Below are 15,201 nucleotides of genomic sequence, written 5' to 3' on the forward strand. Positions count from 1 at the left end.
CTGATGATGACCAGCCGTGAAATGCTGGAACAACTGGTGGCGTTTAACACCACCAGCCGCGAATCGAATCTGGCGCTGATCGAATTTGTCGGGCGCTATTTAACCGGGCTCGGCGTTGATTACGAATTGATTCACAACGCCGAAGGCAGCAAAGCCAATCTTTATGCGCGGCTTGGCCCACCGGGTCACGGTGGCGTTATGCTATCGGGCCACAGCGATGTGGTGCCCGTTGACGGGCAGAACTGGAGCGTCCCCCCCTTCGCCCTGACGGAGCGCGATGGCAAACTGTATGGCCGTGGCACCGCGGACATGAAAGGCTTTATTGCCTGCATTCTCGCCGCCATCCCCCACTTTCTTGCGCAGCCGCTGGCGCAACCGCTGCATCTGGCGATTTCGTATGATGAGGAAGTCGGGTGCCTCGGGGTGCGAACATTGCTGGATGCGCTCTCCCATCGTGCGGACAAGCCCGCTATCTGCCTGATTGGCGAACCCACTGAACTGCAACCGGTTCTTGGTCACAAAGGCAAACTCGGCGTGCGCTGTGAAGTCCAGGGCGCCGCCTGCCACTCGGCTTATGCACCGCAGGGTGTCAATGCCATCGAATATGCCGCAAAACTTATCCATCATCTGACGCTAATCGGCCAGCGGCTGGCCGCGCCGGAGCATCATGATGGGCGTTTTGATCCTCCTTTTACCACGGTGCAAACGGGTCTTATCCAGGGTGGCCGGGCGCTGAATATCGTGCCCGCCGACTGTGCCTTTGACTTTGAGGTGCGAACATTGCCGCAGGATGATGCGCAGGAGGTGGCCCGTGAGCTGGAAAGTTACGCACAGCGCGAACTCCTGCCCACAATGCGCGCGGTAAATCGTGACGCCGCGATCCGCTTTTATCCCATCAGTAGTTACCCCGGTTTGTACACCGCCGCGCAAAGCGCCGCCGCACGGCTGGTCGCCCATCTCACCGGATCGGAAAAATTCAGCACCGTCGCCTTCGGGACCGAAGGCGGGTTGTTCCATCAGTCCGGTATTCCCAGCGTGATATGCGGGCCAGGCAGTATGGCGCAGGGCCATAAGCCGGATGAGTTCATCACCATCGAACAGCTAAACGCCTGTGACGCCCTGCTACGCCGTCTTGCGACCTGGATGTGTCAAAAAAGCTGATACTGTCGCGGCATCATCCCCTCTGAGGTTCCCTTGATTGCAGGGCGTGCGCCGGCTCGCCCTGCCTCCCTCTGCTTCGCGTTATCTCTGCTTTACCTTTTCCAAACACCAGCTTCGGGAACCACTAACCGCGTCTTCAGCGTTTAAGCCGTATGCTGGTTTCAGGCATTTGATAGCCCCTTTCTGGAGATTACATGGTCAGTGCAGAAGTCACCCCGTTCCCGCAGCATGCAACGCTGCAACCCGACATGAGCAACAGGCACGTTGCCGTACGGCTCGATGGCGTACTCAAACGCTTTGGCGACGCCATCGCCTTACACAAAATTTCCCTGATGATTGAAGAAGGGGAATTTATCACGCTGCTTGGCCCGTCCGGCTGCGGCAAAACCACGCTGCTGAATCTGATGGCGGGTTTCGCCGGGGCGGATGGCGGCGAAATTTTCATTGATGGTGATCTGGTTACAGATACCCCGCCCTGGCAGCGTGAAATCGGCATTGTGTTTCAGAACTACGCCCTGTTCCCGCATATGACGGTCGAAAAGAACGTGGGTTATGGTCTGCGCATGCGCGGTGTGCCCAAAGCCGAAATCGCTGAACGTGTTGAACAGGCACTGGCGCTGGTAAAACTTGCCGGTTACGGCCATCGCAAACCACGCGAGCTTTCGGGTGGACAGCAGCAGCGTGTGGCGCTGGCGCGTGCGCTGGTGATCCGCCCCAAAGTCCTGTTGCTTGATGAACCTTTCTCCGCGCTGGATAAAAACCTGCGCCTGTCGATGCAGGTTGAGTTGAAAGCCATTCAGCGCAAGCTTGGCGTCACCACGGTCTTCGTGACGCACGATCAGGGCGAAGCGCTGAGCATGAGCGATCGCGTGGTGGTGATGTCGGCGGGGCATGTTCGCCAGATAGGCACGCCGGATGAGATCTATCGTCGTCCGCAGGATCCCTTTGTTGCAGGGTTTGTGGGTGATGTGAACATTCTGCCGGGTCGCTACACCGGTCGCGATGGCGCGGCGATGCTGGAACTGGGCGGCAGTGTGCTTCGCCTGCCAGCGGATCGCGTACATGCCACGATTGGCGAACGCCTGGATGTCTTTGTTCGCCCGGAAAATATTCAACTGGCCGCCCTGGGCCCGCAGTCACTGCTCAGCGCCACGGTGATTGCCCATGTCTTTCAGGGCGATCATGTCGATGTGCATCTCGATGTGCCTGCGCTGGGTAGCGCCACGCTCTTTGCACGCCAGTCCGGTCTTCATGCGCTGACACGCTGGCCCGTCGGTAGCCTGGTGGGTATTAACGTTGATGATGAAGGTGTCTGCGCATTTAGCGCGGCAGGCCAGGATAAACGCGCATGATACCTGAAATGATGAATGCCATAATTGCGGGCCGACCAGGTGGTCCGGAGGTCTTAGAACAGGTGCAGCGCCCGGTGCCGCAACCGGGCGCTGGAGAAGTGCTGATTCGCGTTGCCAGTGCCGGGGTCAATCGCCCCGATATTCTGCAACGCAACGGCCTGCCGCTGCCGCCGGGTGTCACCGATGTGCTGGGGCTGGAGGTTTCAGGCACCGTCGTCGCGCTGGGTGCAGGCGTTGACGCCCCCGCGCCAGGCACCCCGGTCATGGCCTTGCTCAACGGCGGCGGGTATGCGGATTATTGTGTGGCACGTGCCGAACTCTGTTTATCCGTTCCCGAAAATCTGCCTCTCCCGCAGGCAGCAGGCGTGCCGGAAGCGGCCTTTACCGTGTGGCATAACCTGTTTGAACTGGGCCGCTTGCAGCCGGGGGAAACCGTGCTGATTCACGGGGCAGCCAGCGGCGTAGGAACATTTGCTATTCAGTGTGCACAGGCGTGCGGCGCACGCGTGGTAGCAACCGCAGGCGGCGCGGAAAAAATTGCCGCACTGCAACAACTCGGAGTATGGCGCGCCATTGACCGCCACGGCGAGGATTTCGTCGGCGTCATTCTGGCGGCAACCGGGGAGCGTGGTGTGGATGTGGTGCTGGATAACGTGGGGGGTGAGTACGTGGCACGCAATCTCAGCGTGTTAGCGCCAGGCGGGCGCCACGTCAGTCTCTCATTTATGCAGGGGGCAAAGATTGAACTGGACCTGCAACAGGTGATGCGCAAAGGGCTGAGCCTCACCTCTTCCACCCTGCGCCCCAAAAGCCTGGCCGAGAAAACACGCCTGGCGCAGGGCATCAGTAAACATCTGCTGCCACTGATCGCCGCCGGGAAAATCGCGCCGCGCATTTATCAAACCCTGCCTTTAGCCCAGGCCGCAGAGGCCCATCGCATTCTGGAAGCCAACGCCAACATTGGTAAAGTGCTGCTGCAGGTGGCGTCATGATGCAACTCTTTTTTGCCACCACCTCCGCCTATGTTCGCAAAGTGATGGTATGTGCAACCGTACTGGGGCTTGCTGAGGAGATAGAACGGCTGGATTCCGCCGCGCACCCTGTGGTGCGCGACGAACGTATCGCCCTCTTTAACCCCCTGGCAAAAGTCCCGGCGCTGCGTACCGAAGACGGGCTCTGTCTCTATGACAGCCGGGTCATTTGTGAATACCTCAACGCGCGTGCGCAGGGCCATTTATACCCGGAAAACGCCGAGGCACGCTGGAAAAGTCTGGCACGCCAGGCGCTGGGCGACGGCATTATCGATGCCGCATTACTGGCGCGCTACGAGTTCACCGCGCGCCCGCCTGAAAAGCAGTGGCAGGGCTGGGCCGACGCCCAATTGAAAAAAGTCACCGCCGCACTGGCAGAGATTGAACACCAGGTCAGCAGTTTTCGCGATCAACCCGACGATATCGGCCTTATTGCCATCGGCTGTGCGCTCGGTTATCTCGACTTTCGCTTTGCCGAACTCAACTGGCGTGCCAGCCACCCGCTTACCGCCGCATGGTTCGCCCTCTTTGATGCGCATCCGGCGATGACCGCTACCCATCCGCACGTTTAATCAGGAGTGTGCATGTCACAGCAGATCTATTTTCTTAATGGGCCGAACGCCAACTTATATGGCCTGGATAAAAACGGCACGTATGGCAGCGAAAGCTTTGCCAGTCTTGGCGAACGCTGCCAGCGCCGCGCCGGGACACACGGCGTGGTTTTGCATTTTCGCCAGAGCAACCACGAAGGCGTGCTGGTTGACTGGATCCAGGAGGCACGTCAGCACGCCGCAGGGTTAATTATCAACGCCGCGGGGTTGACCTACAGTTCCGTCCCCATTCTGGATGCATTGCTGATGTTTGATGGCCCGATCATTGAAACGCACATGAGCAACATCTGGAAGCGTGAGCCATTTCGCCATCACTCGCTGGTCTCCAAAGCGGCAACCGGTGTGATTGCCGGACTGGGCGCGGTGGGCTACGAGCTGGCCATTGATGCGGTGGTCAATCTGATGGGGACACACAGCGCATGAGCACCTTAGTGTTTTACAGCGAATTCGATAGTTTCGAAGAATGGTCGGCCCTTCTTGCGCCACGTTTGCCCGGCGTGACGATTTGCCGCGCCGAAACAGTGCAAAACCCCGATGAGGTGCACTATGCGCTGGCATGGAAGCCGCCACACGGGTTCTTTGCGCCCTACCGCCATCTTAAGTTACTGGTCAATCTCGGCGCGGGGGTCGATTCACTGGTGGGGCGCGACGATCTGCCGCCGGTTCCGATTGTTCGTCTCTCCGATCCTGATATGGCGCGCATGATGGCAGGCTACGTGCTTTTTGCGGTATTGCGTTACGCGCGTGATATCCCGGCATTCGAGCGCGCGCAGCGTGAACAGCGCTGGCATTACCTCCACCCGCGTAGCCCTTCTGGTATTCGCGTTGGGGTGTTGGGATTGGGGGAACTGGGCGCGTATACGGCACGGGAACTGGCACGCCAGGGGTTCGACGTGCGCGGCTGGTCGCGGACACCTAAAGCCATCGACGGTATTCACTGTCGCAGCGGACTGGCCTCGCTGAATGATTTTCTCAGCCAGAGCGACATTCTGGTGGTGATGCTGCCTCTTACGCCACAGACGGCGGGCCTGCTCAGCGCAGACCGGCTCTCTCGCCTCCCCTGTGGCGCCGCCTTTATCAATGTGTCGCGCGGTGCGATTGTCGACCAGGCAGCACTGACAGCGGCATTGCGCTCAGGACAGATTGCACAGGCCACGCTGGATGTGTTTGAGCGTGAGCCGCTGCCGCCGGGCGATCCGTTATGGCGCATGGACAACGTGCTCATCACGCCCCATCTGGCCTCGGTAGCCATACCGGCCAGCGCCGCACAACAGGTGGCGGACAACATCCAGCGCGCCGCACGCGGCGAGCCGGTGACCGGCCAGGTCTTCCCGGCGCGTGGCTACTAAGTTGTCGCCACGCCCGGTGTCACGCCACCCGTACCACCTGCGGATCGAAATAGCTCGGCGCCGCCATGCCGGGAATATACTGATCGGAGATAAAAATGCGGCAGCGCTCAGCAAAAGCGTTAACCACCATTGAGTGCTGGGTGTGGGCTGCGGTCGCGTAACCCAGTTGCATCGGCCTGTTCGCCCCTGCCAGTCGCACGCGAATCAGACGTTTGCCATCCTGGGATAAATGCGCTTTTGGCCGCACGTTGGCGATACCAAATCCCACGCCATTTGCCACCATCGAGCGCACCACTTCCATATTGCTGGAGCGCATCACCACGTTGGGCGTAACGCCCGCTTCGCTGAACAGCCCCAGGAAATATTCGCGGCTCCACGGCATATCCAGCAAGACCATCGGCATGGTCGCCAGATCCTCAATGGTCACCGCTGAGTGGGTCGCAAACGGATGATGTTCCCCCACCATCACATAGGGCGGCAATTGGGCCAGTGCGGTGAAGTCAATATCGCTGGCGGGGACTAAATCGTAAGTCAGCGCGATGTCGATATCGGCGGTGCGCAACTGTTTGAGCAACTGTTCATGGTTGCCTTCGACAAGCGTAATGCGCACGCCGGGAAAGGCGCGTCCAAAGCCGAATACCAGTTCAGGCGTCAGCATCGGTGCCAGCGTATCCAGGCAGCCTACCCGCAGCGGGCCGCGCACATTGTTCATGGACTCCGAGGCGATAGTATAAAGATTCATCATCTGCTCCAGAATGAGCTTTGCCTCTTTCAGAACCTGATGACCGATGGCAGTCAGCGAAACGCCCTGCGCATGATGGCGCACAAAGAGCTGTACGCCCAGTTCAGATTCGATATGGGTGATGGCAGCAGAGATCGACGGTGATGAAACGTGGATACGTTCTGAGGCGCCAATGATGCTGCCCGCCTCCCCGGAGGCGACAAAATATTCCAACTGACGCTGGGTAATGCGACTGAGCATGCAGGTTCTCCTGAGATCGCCGACGCGATCATGTCGCGCCAGTCATTCTAATAGTGCTAATTTTTATGCAGTTATCATGCCAAATGAAAAATAACAGCATAATCCCCTGGTTTTGTTGTGGCTTCCCTCTCTTCATCCTTATCACTGGTTAAGAAAATCCGTTGCAAAGCAGCCCGTTTTTTAGCCTCAGAAATTCCGATGCAACGGCGAGGAAAAGGCTGTTTTACGCCATCCGTTCACCACGTCATTATCGCCTTCACACTAGGGAACCCCGTTTGCACCGTTCTGGCGCGCCGGGTTTCAGACTGCCACAACAGCCATTTCATAGATGGGGATAAGAATATGTTGCGTAAAATTCGTGCCTTAACGTTGTTGACCACATGTGTGCTAAGCGCAGGAAATGCGATGGCCGCGGACAAACTGATTGTCAGCACCTGGGGCGGCGGCTTCAAAGATTTGATCGATGAAACCATCGCGAAAGCCTTTACCAAAGAGACCGGCGTGGAAGTGCAGTTTGTTACCGGCGGCACCATCGATCGCCTTAATAAAGCCAAACTGGCCGGCGGGTCACCGGAAACTGACGTGACCTTTACGACTGCGCACGTGGGCTATCTGTATGCCAATTCCGGCCTGTTTGAAAAACTCGATATGAGCAAAATCCCCAACGCTGCGAACCTTGTCCAACAGGCCAAAGTCAGCCCCTATCACCTCGGCGTCTGGGGTTACGTTTACACCATCGGCTACCGTCCGGATTTAGTCCCCAAAGGCGAAACCTTCGAGAGCTGGAACGATCTGTGGAAACCTGAGCTCAAGGGCACGCTGGCGCTGCCTGACTGGGATCCGAGCCACATCATTGCAGTGGCCGCCAAACTCTCCGGCAGCGACGCAGCGCACTGGGAACAAGGCCAGGCGAAGCTCAAGGCGTTGATCCCGAATATCAAATCCTTCTATACCGATGATGCCAACAGTCAGCAGTTGATCTCCACTGGCGAAACACCGGTACAGGTGATGCTCTCGATGAACGCCTACAACATGATGGCCGAAGGGGTGGACGTCAAACTGGCAATGCCAAAAGAAGGTGCGATTTTGGGCGTTGATACTATCGGGATCAACAAAGGCACCCGACACAGCGAACTCGCTTATAAGTTTATCAATATTGCCTTACAGCCCGAAATACAGGAGCAGGTGGCGAAGATTTATCACGGTAGCCCAACGGTAACCAACGCCCATATCGATCCTGAACTGGCAAAACTGCCGGGTATGCTGACCACCCCCGCCCAGTGGAATGCCACCATCAATACCGATCCGCAACTGCGTGCGGAGAAAACCGCGCAGTGGCGTCAGTGGTTCTCTGAAAACATCATGTCTCATTGATTTGCCGGGCGACGAACACGTCGCCCAGGTTCTACCGGCAGCACATTACTCAGGCAGCACGTTATGACGAGAAAACCGACATTTTTACCCTGGTTCATTATTCCCGCGACGCTGACCGCCGTCGGGCTGGTTATCGCGATGTTGGCGGTGATGCAGTTCAGCGTGCGCGCTTATATCCCCGGTTCGCTCGACGTGGGCGGATTTACGCTGGCAAACTTTAGCGGTCTGTTCAAAAGCGTCTATGCCGATGCGTTTATCAACACGGTTATGCTGAGCGCCAAAACCGCTTTTTTTGGCCTGTTGATGAGTTATCCGCTGGCGTTTGCCCTGGTGCGCACCCGCACAATCTGGGTCAAATCCACGATTCTGATTATTGCGATCACGCCGTTGTTTCTCGGCGAAGTGGTGCGCACCTACTCATGGATTATCGTCCTGGGTAACAGCGGCTTCCTCAATAGCCTGCTGCTGGCACTGGGTGTTATCTCCACACCCATTCAGTTTATGTTTACGCAAACGGGCGTGGTTCTGGCGTTGGTGCACGTCACCATGCCGATCATGGTGCTGATGCTGGCAACCGCGCTATCGCACATCAATCCTGATTATGAGAAAGCCGCCACCAGCCTTGGCGCGGGGCCAATCCGCGCCCTGCTGACCGTAACGATCCCCCTGTCCATCCCCGGCATCGTCGCCAGCCTGACTACCGCGTTTGCCTGGACGTTTAGCGCCTTTGCCACACCGCAACTGATTGGCGGGGGACGCGTCAGCACCGTCGCCACAATGGTCTATCAACTGGGGTTCTCCTCGATGAACTTTCCGTTTGCTGCCGCGCTGAGCATCGCCGGTCTAATCCTGACCATCCTGTTGCTGATGGCGCTAAAACGCATGACCCGGTTCCTGCACGCGATGGGAGAACACTGATATGACCCGTTCACTTAACGACAAACTGACAGTGCTGGCAGGCCGCCTGCTGGTCGCCGCTATTCTGGTTTTTGTCATGCTGCCGACCATCGTGGTGTTTATCTCCTCGTTCAGCAGCACTGCCGTGTTGTTTTTCCCGCCAAAAGGCTGGTCGCTGCGCTGGTTCGAGCGGGCGGTGAGTTATGACGATTTCCGCCACGGTTTTTACTCCGGGCTGATAGTCACCGCATGGGCATCGTCGCTGGCGGTGATCATCGGCGCCACGCTGGCGATTGCCATTGAACGCTATTCCTTTGCGTGCAAGCAGGTGCTGGAAGGCATTTTGCTGTCACCGCTCTTTATCCCCCACTTCACCATTGGCCTGGGGCTGTTGATGCTGGTGTCGCAACTCAACCTCGGGCGCGGTTACCCACTGGTGATTTTCTGCCACATCGTCCTGGTACTGCCGTTTGTGTTGCGCAGTGTGTATGTGTCGTTAAAAAACCTGGAGCAGCGCATTGAACTGGCGGCGGCAAGTTTGGGGGCGTCGCCGCTGCGCGTGGTATGGACCATCACCGTACCGCTGATTTTACCGGGACTGTTTGGCGGCTGGCTGTTTGCTGCGATCCTCTCCTTTAACGAATTTACCGCATCGTTGTTTATTACGACCCAGGCAACGCAGACCCTTCCGGTGGCGATGTACAACTATGTGCGTGAATTTGCCGATCCAACACTCGCTGCCCTGTCGGTTATCTATATTGCCGTCACCGCCACGATGTTAATTATCGCCAATAGGTTTTTAGGTCTGGGGAAAATATTAAATGTTGAAGCCAGACATTAATAAACCGTGAAGAAATGCACGCGGGCTATTGCGCCGCGCTGCATTTAAAAATGCCTGATTATCATTCATACCGCCCCGATGCCGCGTAGCGATAAAAATATCGAGGGTCGCTTATATTTAGGGATTCACTATGCCAACAGAAAAAATCAATACTGTGATTGTCGGTGCAGGTCAGGCCGGTATTGCCATGAGCGAGCATCTGACATTAATGGGCGTGCCCCATGTCGTGCTGGAGCGCAGCCGTATTGCTGAGCGCTGGCGCTCTGAACGCTGGGATTCGCTGGTGGCGAACGGGCCTGCGTGGCACGACCGCTTTCCGTCGCTGCAATTCGACAATATCTCCCAGGAAGCTTTCCCACCCAAAGAGCGCATGGCACAGTATTTTGAAGACTATGCGAGGATGATTAATGCCCCGGTGCGCACGGGCGTTGACGTGCATCAGGTGACTCGCCTGGCAGGACGCAGCGGATTCAACGTGGTGACCTCTGCCGGAGAATTTGAAGCCGCCAATGTGGTCGCCGCCACCGGCCCGTTTCAAAAACCGTCGTTTCCGCAGATCGTCCCGCAAAGCGCCGGGGTGCATCAGATCCACTCCTCGGTTTACAAAAATCCGCAGCAACTGCCCGCAGGCGGCGTACTGGTTGTTGGAGCAGGCGCGTCCGGTACGCAAATTGCCGAAGAGCTGCGCCAGTCAGGGCGTGACGTTTATCTGTCAGTCGGTGAACATTATCGTCCACCGCGCAGTTATCGCGACCGTGATTACTGCTGGTGGCTGGGCGCGCTGGGTCTGTGGGATGAAGTGAAAATAAAGCCGAAGAAAGAGCATGTTGCCTTTGCCGTGAGCGGTTATGAAGGGGGCAAAACCGTCGATTTCCGACGCCTGGCGCATACCGGTATTACGCTGGTGGGCATCACCCAAAGCTGGGATAACGGTGTGCTGCGCTTTGCCGAGGGGCTGGCGGAGAATATCGCTGCGGGCGATAACGCCTATTTTGATGTACTGCGCGATGCGGACGCTTATATCGAACGCAACGGGCTGGATCTGCCACCGGAGCCGCAGGCGTGGACCTTACTGCCGGACCCGGAATGCCTGCTCAACCCGCTGGCGCAATTAGATATTGCCGCTGCCGGTATTACCACCATTATCTGGGCGACGGGATTTAAATTTGATTTCGGCTGGCTACAGGTGGATGCCTTCGATGAAAAAGGCCTTCCGTTCCATAAACGCGGTATTTCAGCAGAACGTGGCATTTATTTCCTTGGCCTGCCGAATCTGGTCAACCGCGCCTCTTCGTTTATTTACGGCGTCTGGCATGACGCGAAATATATTGCCGATCATATTGTTTTGCAAAACGCCTACAGCGACTACGTTAAATCATAATGATCAGGGTATCGCGGCTGTTCATCAGCCGTGATACATAGACTTTTGCGACAGAAAAGCAAGGAACATAAGGTGAACGGAATGACCATCAGAGCCGCATTTTTCCCCTCACCCTGGCCCTCTTCCTCAAGGAAGAGGGGACCGTTCGTGCTCGCATTTTTGTGGGGGTTCCTCACATTGCGGGTGGTGAGCGTAATGCGGCCCCTTATGAAACAGAAGCGTTATCGGACATTAGACGGCGCCAGTAGCTTTTCGATCTCATCGGCGGGCAAGGGTTTCGAACACAGATACCCCTGCATAGCGTCGCACCCCAGTTCCATCAGCAATTTTTTCTGCTCCTCTGTTTCAACGCCTTCCGCAATCACGCCGAGCCCCAGACTGTGCGCCATCGCAATAATGGCCGTACAAAGTTCAAACCCCACCCCTTGTAAATCTTCCACGAAGGAGCGATCAATTTTGAGAAAATCAATATTAAATTTTCTCAGATAGGCCAGTGATGAATAGCCGGTGCCGAAATCGTCGATGGCAATCTGAATACCAATCTGATGCATCATTTTTAAATTGTGGTTGACGCGTGTTTCCGAATTAAGCAGCAACCCTTCGGTGATTTCAATGGTGACCGCATCACCCATAAGGTTATGATTTTGTAGATCCCGAATCCAGGGGATATCTTCAAACTCCTGGCTGCGTAACTGTATTGGTGACAGATTAATAGCCATTTTGAGTTGAGGGTCATATTTTTGCCGCCAGTAAGCCAGTTGTGTAATAGCCTGTTTTGCGATCCAGTTGCCCATGGGGACGATAAGACCGGTATCTTCGGCCAGCGGAATAAAGGTATCCGGGCTAATAATCCCCTGTACCGGGTGGAGCCAACGAACCAGTGCTTCCATTCGGGTAATCTGCCCCGTGGTGAGCGAGACAATCGGCTGGTAATAGACCACAAACTGGCTCTCTTCGAGCGCCTTTCTTAAATTTCTCATCATCCGCAGACGCGCATGAATCGCATCATGCAGGGCGCGGGAGTAGTAGCGGAAATTCTTTCGCCCCGCGTTTTTAACCGCATACATCGCCTGGTCGGCGTTCTTGAATAAATCTTCGAGGTTTTCGGTATCAGTGGGATAAAGAGAAATGCCAATACTGGCCGAGACAAACATGGTCTCGCCGTTAATCGTAAATGGAATTTCCAGTTTACGGAGAATCTTGCGGGCAATATCCGTACATTCAGCCGGATCGTTAATGTCCGGGATAATGATAGCAAATTCGTCGCCACCCAGGCGCGCGATACATTCGGCGTTACTGGCACATTCAAGTAAGCGCATAGCCACGCGGCCTAATAATTCATCACCCGCCCGGTGCCCCATACTGTCATTAACCGATTTAAATTGATCGAGGTCGATGAGCATCAGCGCCATGATACGGTGGGTGCGCGAGGCGTGGCGGGCCGCCTGTTCAAGCTTGCTTTGAAACAAATGACGGTTGGGCAAACCGGTGACCGCATCATAATTTGCTTGTTGCCAGATGAGTTCTTCCTGTTTTTTACGTAGGGTAATGTCGGAAAACATGCCAACGTAATTAATCACATTGCCCGCAGGATCTTTTATCACCGAAATGCTCAGCTCTTTGAGAAATTCAGTGCCGTCTTTATGCCGGTCCCAGACCTCCCCCATCCACTGTCCGCTGTCGTTTAATGCCTGCCACATCTCGGTATAAAAAGAACGTGGATGGCGGCCCGACTTAAATTCCCGAGGATTGTGCCCCTTCACCTCCTCCAAAGACCATCCCGTCAGGATGGTGAAAGCCGGGTTAATACTAATAATATTATTGTCGCAGTCAGTCACGACAATGGCTTCCTGGCTCGCATCAAACACGGCTGCCGCAATTTTCATTTGCTCCTGCGCCTTTTTGCGTTCGGTGATGTTCTGAACGTAGACCAGCCTGGCCGGTAGTCCCTGGGCTGGATAAAAGGTCACGGACTCCGAAAAGACCGTCATTTGCGAACCATCATGATGCAGGACAGGCCACTCTCCGCCAAGGCGGGTGCCTTCTTTGATAAATTGATAATGACGTTGCAGAACAGCCTGTTTATCTGCGGCTGGAAAAATCATGGTGAAGGAGTGATGCAACATCTCTTGCTGCGTATAGCCATAGATATCGCAATAAGCGGGATTAACAGTCAGATAATGTCCGTCATAATCAATTACCGCTATTCCGACGGGACATTTGTCGAGGATTGCCTGAAATAAGCCACTTTCATCCCAGTGAGTTTTATTCATATTACCCCCGCCACGATCAATAAAAACGGTGATTTTCCCTCAGTGCGTAATCACTGTTTCAACCCCACGCCATAATAAGCAAGCTCAATATGGAAATCGGTAGCGAACAGGTTTATAACGCAGAAAAATAACAGAATCGATTTATCTCGTTCAATGTATACATCATGTATTCTTTGGCGTTTTTTGGAAATGCCTTTCCTCTTTCAGAGCGGCCATTTGCTTTAATTAGCGCCTTTCACTGCTTTGCGATTAAAACAAACGTCTTCACGCTGGCTTAAACGCAACCATGCGCACTTTATTCAGCACCCGAAAGATCCGCTCAGCAGACTAAAGCAGCCAGCGAAGCGTGTGTAACGCTCACCTTCGCATCACCACCCCGACACACCGACCGCCTTGTCGCCCCGTTTAACTTTTCTCTGCAATGTTAAACAAAAGCTGCAAGCTTTCTGATCACAAAGAGAAAATGCCCCACTACCCGCCATTTTCACCCGTTCTTTTACAACAAGTTAATAACATAAAGTGATAATTAGAAACCCTCCCTGTAAATAAATTTGATGTTTATTGTTAAAAACCCCTGTGTTTTGTGAGGTTGTTCACTGTTCCCTGTCAGCTTTTCCTTAACATTGCCTGCGCATGTTCAGTCAGCGCTTTTATTCGCATCAGCAGAGTATCGTTATTCTGCGGCAGGAATACGTTGCCAGGAGTTTAAAAGCAGTCATGGACACTCTAACAATCACATTTATGAACAGGGGATGATCAATGTCGACATATTATTTTCTACCAACACGCAATGTATTTGGTGAAGGTAGTGTTCAGGAAGCCGGTACGTTGGCAAAAACGTTAAATGTGAAAAAAATCCTTATCGTCACGGATGCATTTCTGGCAAAAAGCGGCATGGCTGATAATGTTGCGAAGATTTATCAAGAAGCCGGTATCGATGTACATATTTTTGGCGGCGCAGAGCCAAACCCCACGGATAAAAACGTCGCGGCCGGCATCGAATGCTATCGTGAACATGGCTGTAATGGGATTGTTTCACTCGGTGGCGGCTCCTCCCATGACTGCGCCAAAGGTATTGGCCTGGTTGCGGCAAACGGCGGGAATATTCGCGATTACGAAGGGGTGGATAAATCCAGCAACGATATGATCCCGCTGATGGCGATTAATACCACGGCTGGTACCGCCTCTGAAATTACCCGCTTCTGTATTATTACGGATACGGAACGCAAGGTGAAAATGGCGATTGTCGACTGGCGCGTCACCCCGCAAATTTCCATCAACGACCCGGAATTAATGGTTGGCATGCCCCCTTCCCTCACCGCTGCAACCGGTATGGATGCGCTGACGCATGCTATCGAAGCCTATGTGTCGACAATGGCGAATCCGTTAACCGATGCCGCCGCATTGCAAGCCATTAAAATGATCACGCAATACCTGCCCAAAGCGGTAGCCAACGGTGAATATATGAAGGCAAGGGACAATATGGCCTATGCCCAGTACCTCGCCGGGATTGCATTTAACAACGCGTCACTGGGCTATGTTCATGCGATGGCGCACCAGTTAGGCGGCTTCTATAACCTTCCTCACGGCGTGTGTAACGCGATTCTTCTGCCCTATGTTGAATCATTTAACCTTATCGGCAACCTTAATCGCTTCCGTGATATCGCCGAAGCTATGGGTGAGAAAGTCGCCGGTCTGTCGACCGATGAAGCCGCCGTGAGGGCGATTGCCGCCATTCGTCGCCTGAGCAAACAGGTCGGTATTCCTGCCGATCTGAAAAGCCTGGGGGTTAAACCGGAAGACTTCGCCATTATGGCGGAGAACGCCAAAAAAGATGTTTGCCAGTTAACCAACCCACGAAAAGCGACGAAAGAGCAGGTCATCGAGCTTTATCGTCAGGCTTACGAAGGCGAAGGCGCGCTCTGACTTAGCGCCGTTTAGCGTATAAC

Annotated in this window: 13 protein-coding genes; 11 read left to right on the forward strand and 2 right to left on the reverse strand. The window is 54.9% G+C overall.

The window, feature by feature from the left end; genetic code table 11:
- Positions 1-3 precede the first annotated feature (3 nt).
- The 6 genes from argE to ABIB59_RS17380 all read left to right on the forward strand — a co-directional run bounded on the left by argE (position 4) and on the right by ABIB59_RS17380 (position 5,504).
- Positions 4-1,161 carry an acetylornithine deacetylase gene (argE, locus tag ABIB59_RS17355; protein ID WP_354036311.1) on the forward strand — a complete coding sequence of 386 codons (1,158 nt, stop codon included), beginning with the start codon at positions 4-6 and terminating at the stop codon, positions 1,159-1,161.
- A 194-nt stretch (positions 1,162-1,355) separates the two neighbouring features.
- The gene (locus tag ABIB59_RS17360; RefSeq protein ID WP_354036313.1) at positions 1,356-2,513 is read left to right on the forward strand and encodes an ABC transporter ATP-binding protein; all 1,158 of its coding nucleotides are present in this window, start codon (positions 1,356-1,358) and stop codon (positions 2,511-2,513) included.
- An 8-nt stretch (positions 2,514-2,521) separates the two neighbouring features.
- The gene (locus ABIB59_RS17365) at positions 2,522-3,505 is read left to right on the forward strand and encodes an NAD(P)H-quinone oxidoreductase (RefSeq protein ID WP_354036315.1); all 984 of its coding nucleotides are present in this window, start codon (positions 2,522-2,524) and stop codon (positions 3,503-3,505) included.
- On the forward strand, positions 3,502-4,116 hold the full coding sequence (locus tag ABIB59_RS17370; RefSeq protein ID WP_354036317.1) for a glutathione S-transferase: 615 nt from the start codon (positions 3,502-3,504) through the stop codon (positions 4,114-4,116). The genes ABIB59_RS17365 and ABIB59_RS17370 overlap by 4 nt, the downstream gene beginning before the upstream one ends.
- Positions 4,117-4,128: 12 nt before the next feature.
- A complete protein-coding gene (locus tag ABIB59_RS17375; RefSeq protein ID WP_039079261.1) occupies positions 4,129-4,578 on the forward strand; it encodes a type II 3-dehydroquinate dehydratase in 450 nt (149 codons plus the stop codon).
- Entirely contained in the window at positions 4,575-5,504 is a 930-nt protein-coding gene (locus tag ABIB59_RS17380; protein ID WP_071194907.1) for a 2-hydroxyacid dehydrogenase, read from the forward strand. The genes ABIB59_RS17375 and ABIB59_RS17380 overlap by 4 nt, the downstream gene beginning before the upstream one ends.
- Positions 5,505-5,523: 19 nt before the next feature.
- On the opposite strand, the gene ABIB59_RS17385 is transcribed toward ABIB59_RS17380, so the two are convergent.
- Positions 5,524-6,486 (reverse strand): LysR family transcriptional regulator, encoded by a 963-nt coding sequence (locus tag ABIB59_RS17385; RefSeq protein WP_039079263.1) that lies wholly within the window; start codon positions 6,484-6,486, stop codon positions 5,524-5,526.
- A gap of 342 nt (positions 6,487-6,828) precedes the next feature.
- Here ABIB59_RS17385 and ABIB59_RS17390 point away from each other — a divergent pair, with 342 nt between their 5' ends.
- From ABIB59_RS17390 to ABIB59_RS17405, 4 genes are all read left to right on the forward strand, one after another.
- Positions 6,829-7,860 (forward strand): ABC transporter substrate-binding protein, encoded by a 1,032-nt coding sequence (locus tag ABIB59_RS17390; RefSeq protein WP_079496581.1) that lies wholly within the window; start codon positions 6,829-6,831, stop codon positions 7,858-7,860.
- 63 nt (positions 7,861-7,923) lie between these two features.
- A complete protein-coding gene (locus ABIB59_RS17395; protein WP_039079265.1) occupies positions 7,924-8,778 on the forward strand; it encodes an ABC transporter permease in 855 nt (284 codons plus the stop codon).
- A gap of 1 nt (position 8,779) precedes the next feature.
- The gene (locus tag ABIB59_RS17400) at positions 8,780-9,598 is read left to right on the forward strand and encodes an ABC transporter permease (protein WP_103245651.1); all 819 of its coding nucleotides are present in this window, start codon (positions 8,780-8,782) and stop codon (positions 9,596-9,598) included.
- Positions 9,599-9,728: 130 nt separating this feature from the next.
- Entirely contained in the window at positions 9,729-10,979 is a 1,251-nt protein-coding gene (locus tag ABIB59_RS17405) for a flavin-containing monooxygenase (RefSeq protein ID WP_165158749.1), read from the forward strand.
- Between the two features lie 221 nt (positions 10,980-11,200).
- On the opposite strand, the gene ABIB59_RS17410 is transcribed toward ABIB59_RS17405, so the two are convergent.
- Positions 11,201-13,252: a putative bifunctional diguanylate cyclase/phosphodiesterase gene (locus tag ABIB59_RS17410; RefSeq protein WP_335202137.1), complete on the reverse strand. Its 2,052-nt coding sequence runs from the start codon at positions 13,250-13,252 to the stop codon at positions 11,201-11,203.
- A 759-nt stretch (positions 13,253-14,011) separates the two neighbouring features.
- Here ABIB59_RS17410 and ABIB59_RS17415 point away from each other — a divergent pair.
- Positions 14,012-15,178, forward strand: a complete 1,167-nt coding sequence (locus tag ABIB59_RS17415; protein ID WP_039079269.1) for an iron-containing alcohol dehydrogenase — start codon at positions 14,012-14,014, stop codon at positions 15,176-15,178.
- Positions 15,179-15,201 lie beyond the last annotated feature (23 nt).

Source organism: Citrobacter sp. UYEF32 (assembly GCF_040546205.1).
In the GTDB taxonomy this organism is placed as follows: domain Bacteria; phylum Pseudomonadota; class Gammaproteobacteria; order Enterobacterales; family Enterobacteriaceae; genus Phytobacter; species Phytobacter diazotrophicus.

Coding starts and splice junctions, on each gene's coding strand:
- argE (WP_354036311.1), top strand. CDS start 4: ATGATGACCAGCCGTGAAATGCTGGAACAACTGGTGGCGTTTAACACC.
- ABIB59_RS17360 (WP_354036313.1), top strand. CDS start 1,356: ATGGTCAGTGCAGAAGTCACCCCGTTCCCGCAGCATGCAACGCTGCAA.
- ABIB59_RS17365 (WP_354036315.1), top strand. CDS start 2,522: ATGATGAATGCCATAATTGCGGGCCGACCAGGTGGTCCGGAGGTCTTA.
- ABIB59_RS17370 (WP_354036317.1), top strand. CDS start 3,502: ATGATGCAACTCTTTTTTGCCACCACCTCCGCCTATGTTCGCAAAGTG.
- ABIB59_RS17375 (WP_039079261.1), top strand. CDS start 4,129: ATGTCACAGCAGATCTATTTTCTTAATGGGCCGAACGCCAACTTATAT.
- ABIB59_RS17380 (WP_071194907.1), top strand. CDS start 4,575: ATGAGCACCTTAGTGTTTTACAGCGAATTCGATAGTTTCGAAGAATGG.
- ABIB59_RS17385 (WP_039079263.1), bottom strand. CDS start 6,486: ATGCTCAGTCGCATTACCCAGCGTCAGTTGGAATATTTTGTCGCCTCC.
- ABIB59_RS17390 (WP_079496581.1), top strand. CDS start 6,829: ATGTTGCGTAAAATTCGTGCCTTAACGTTGTTGACCACATGTGTGCTA.
- ABIB59_RS17395 (WP_039079265.1), top strand. CDS start 7,924: ATGACGAGAAAACCGACATTTTTACCCTGGTTCATTATTCCCGCGACG.
- ABIB59_RS17400 (WP_103245651.1), top strand. CDS start 8,780: ATGACCCGTTCACTTAACGACAAACTGACAGTGCTGGCAGGCCGCCTG.
- ABIB59_RS17405 (WP_165158749.1), top strand. CDS start 9,729: ATGCCAACAGAAAAAATCAATACTGTGATTGTCGGTGCAGGTCAGGCC.
- ABIB59_RS17410 (WP_335202137.1), bottom strand. CDS start 13,252: ATGAATAAAACTCACTGGGATGAAAGTGGCTTATTTCAGGCAATCCTC.
- ABIB59_RS17415 (WP_039079269.1), top strand. CDS start 14,012: ATGTCGACATATTATTTTCTACCAACACGCAATGTATTTGGTGAAGGT.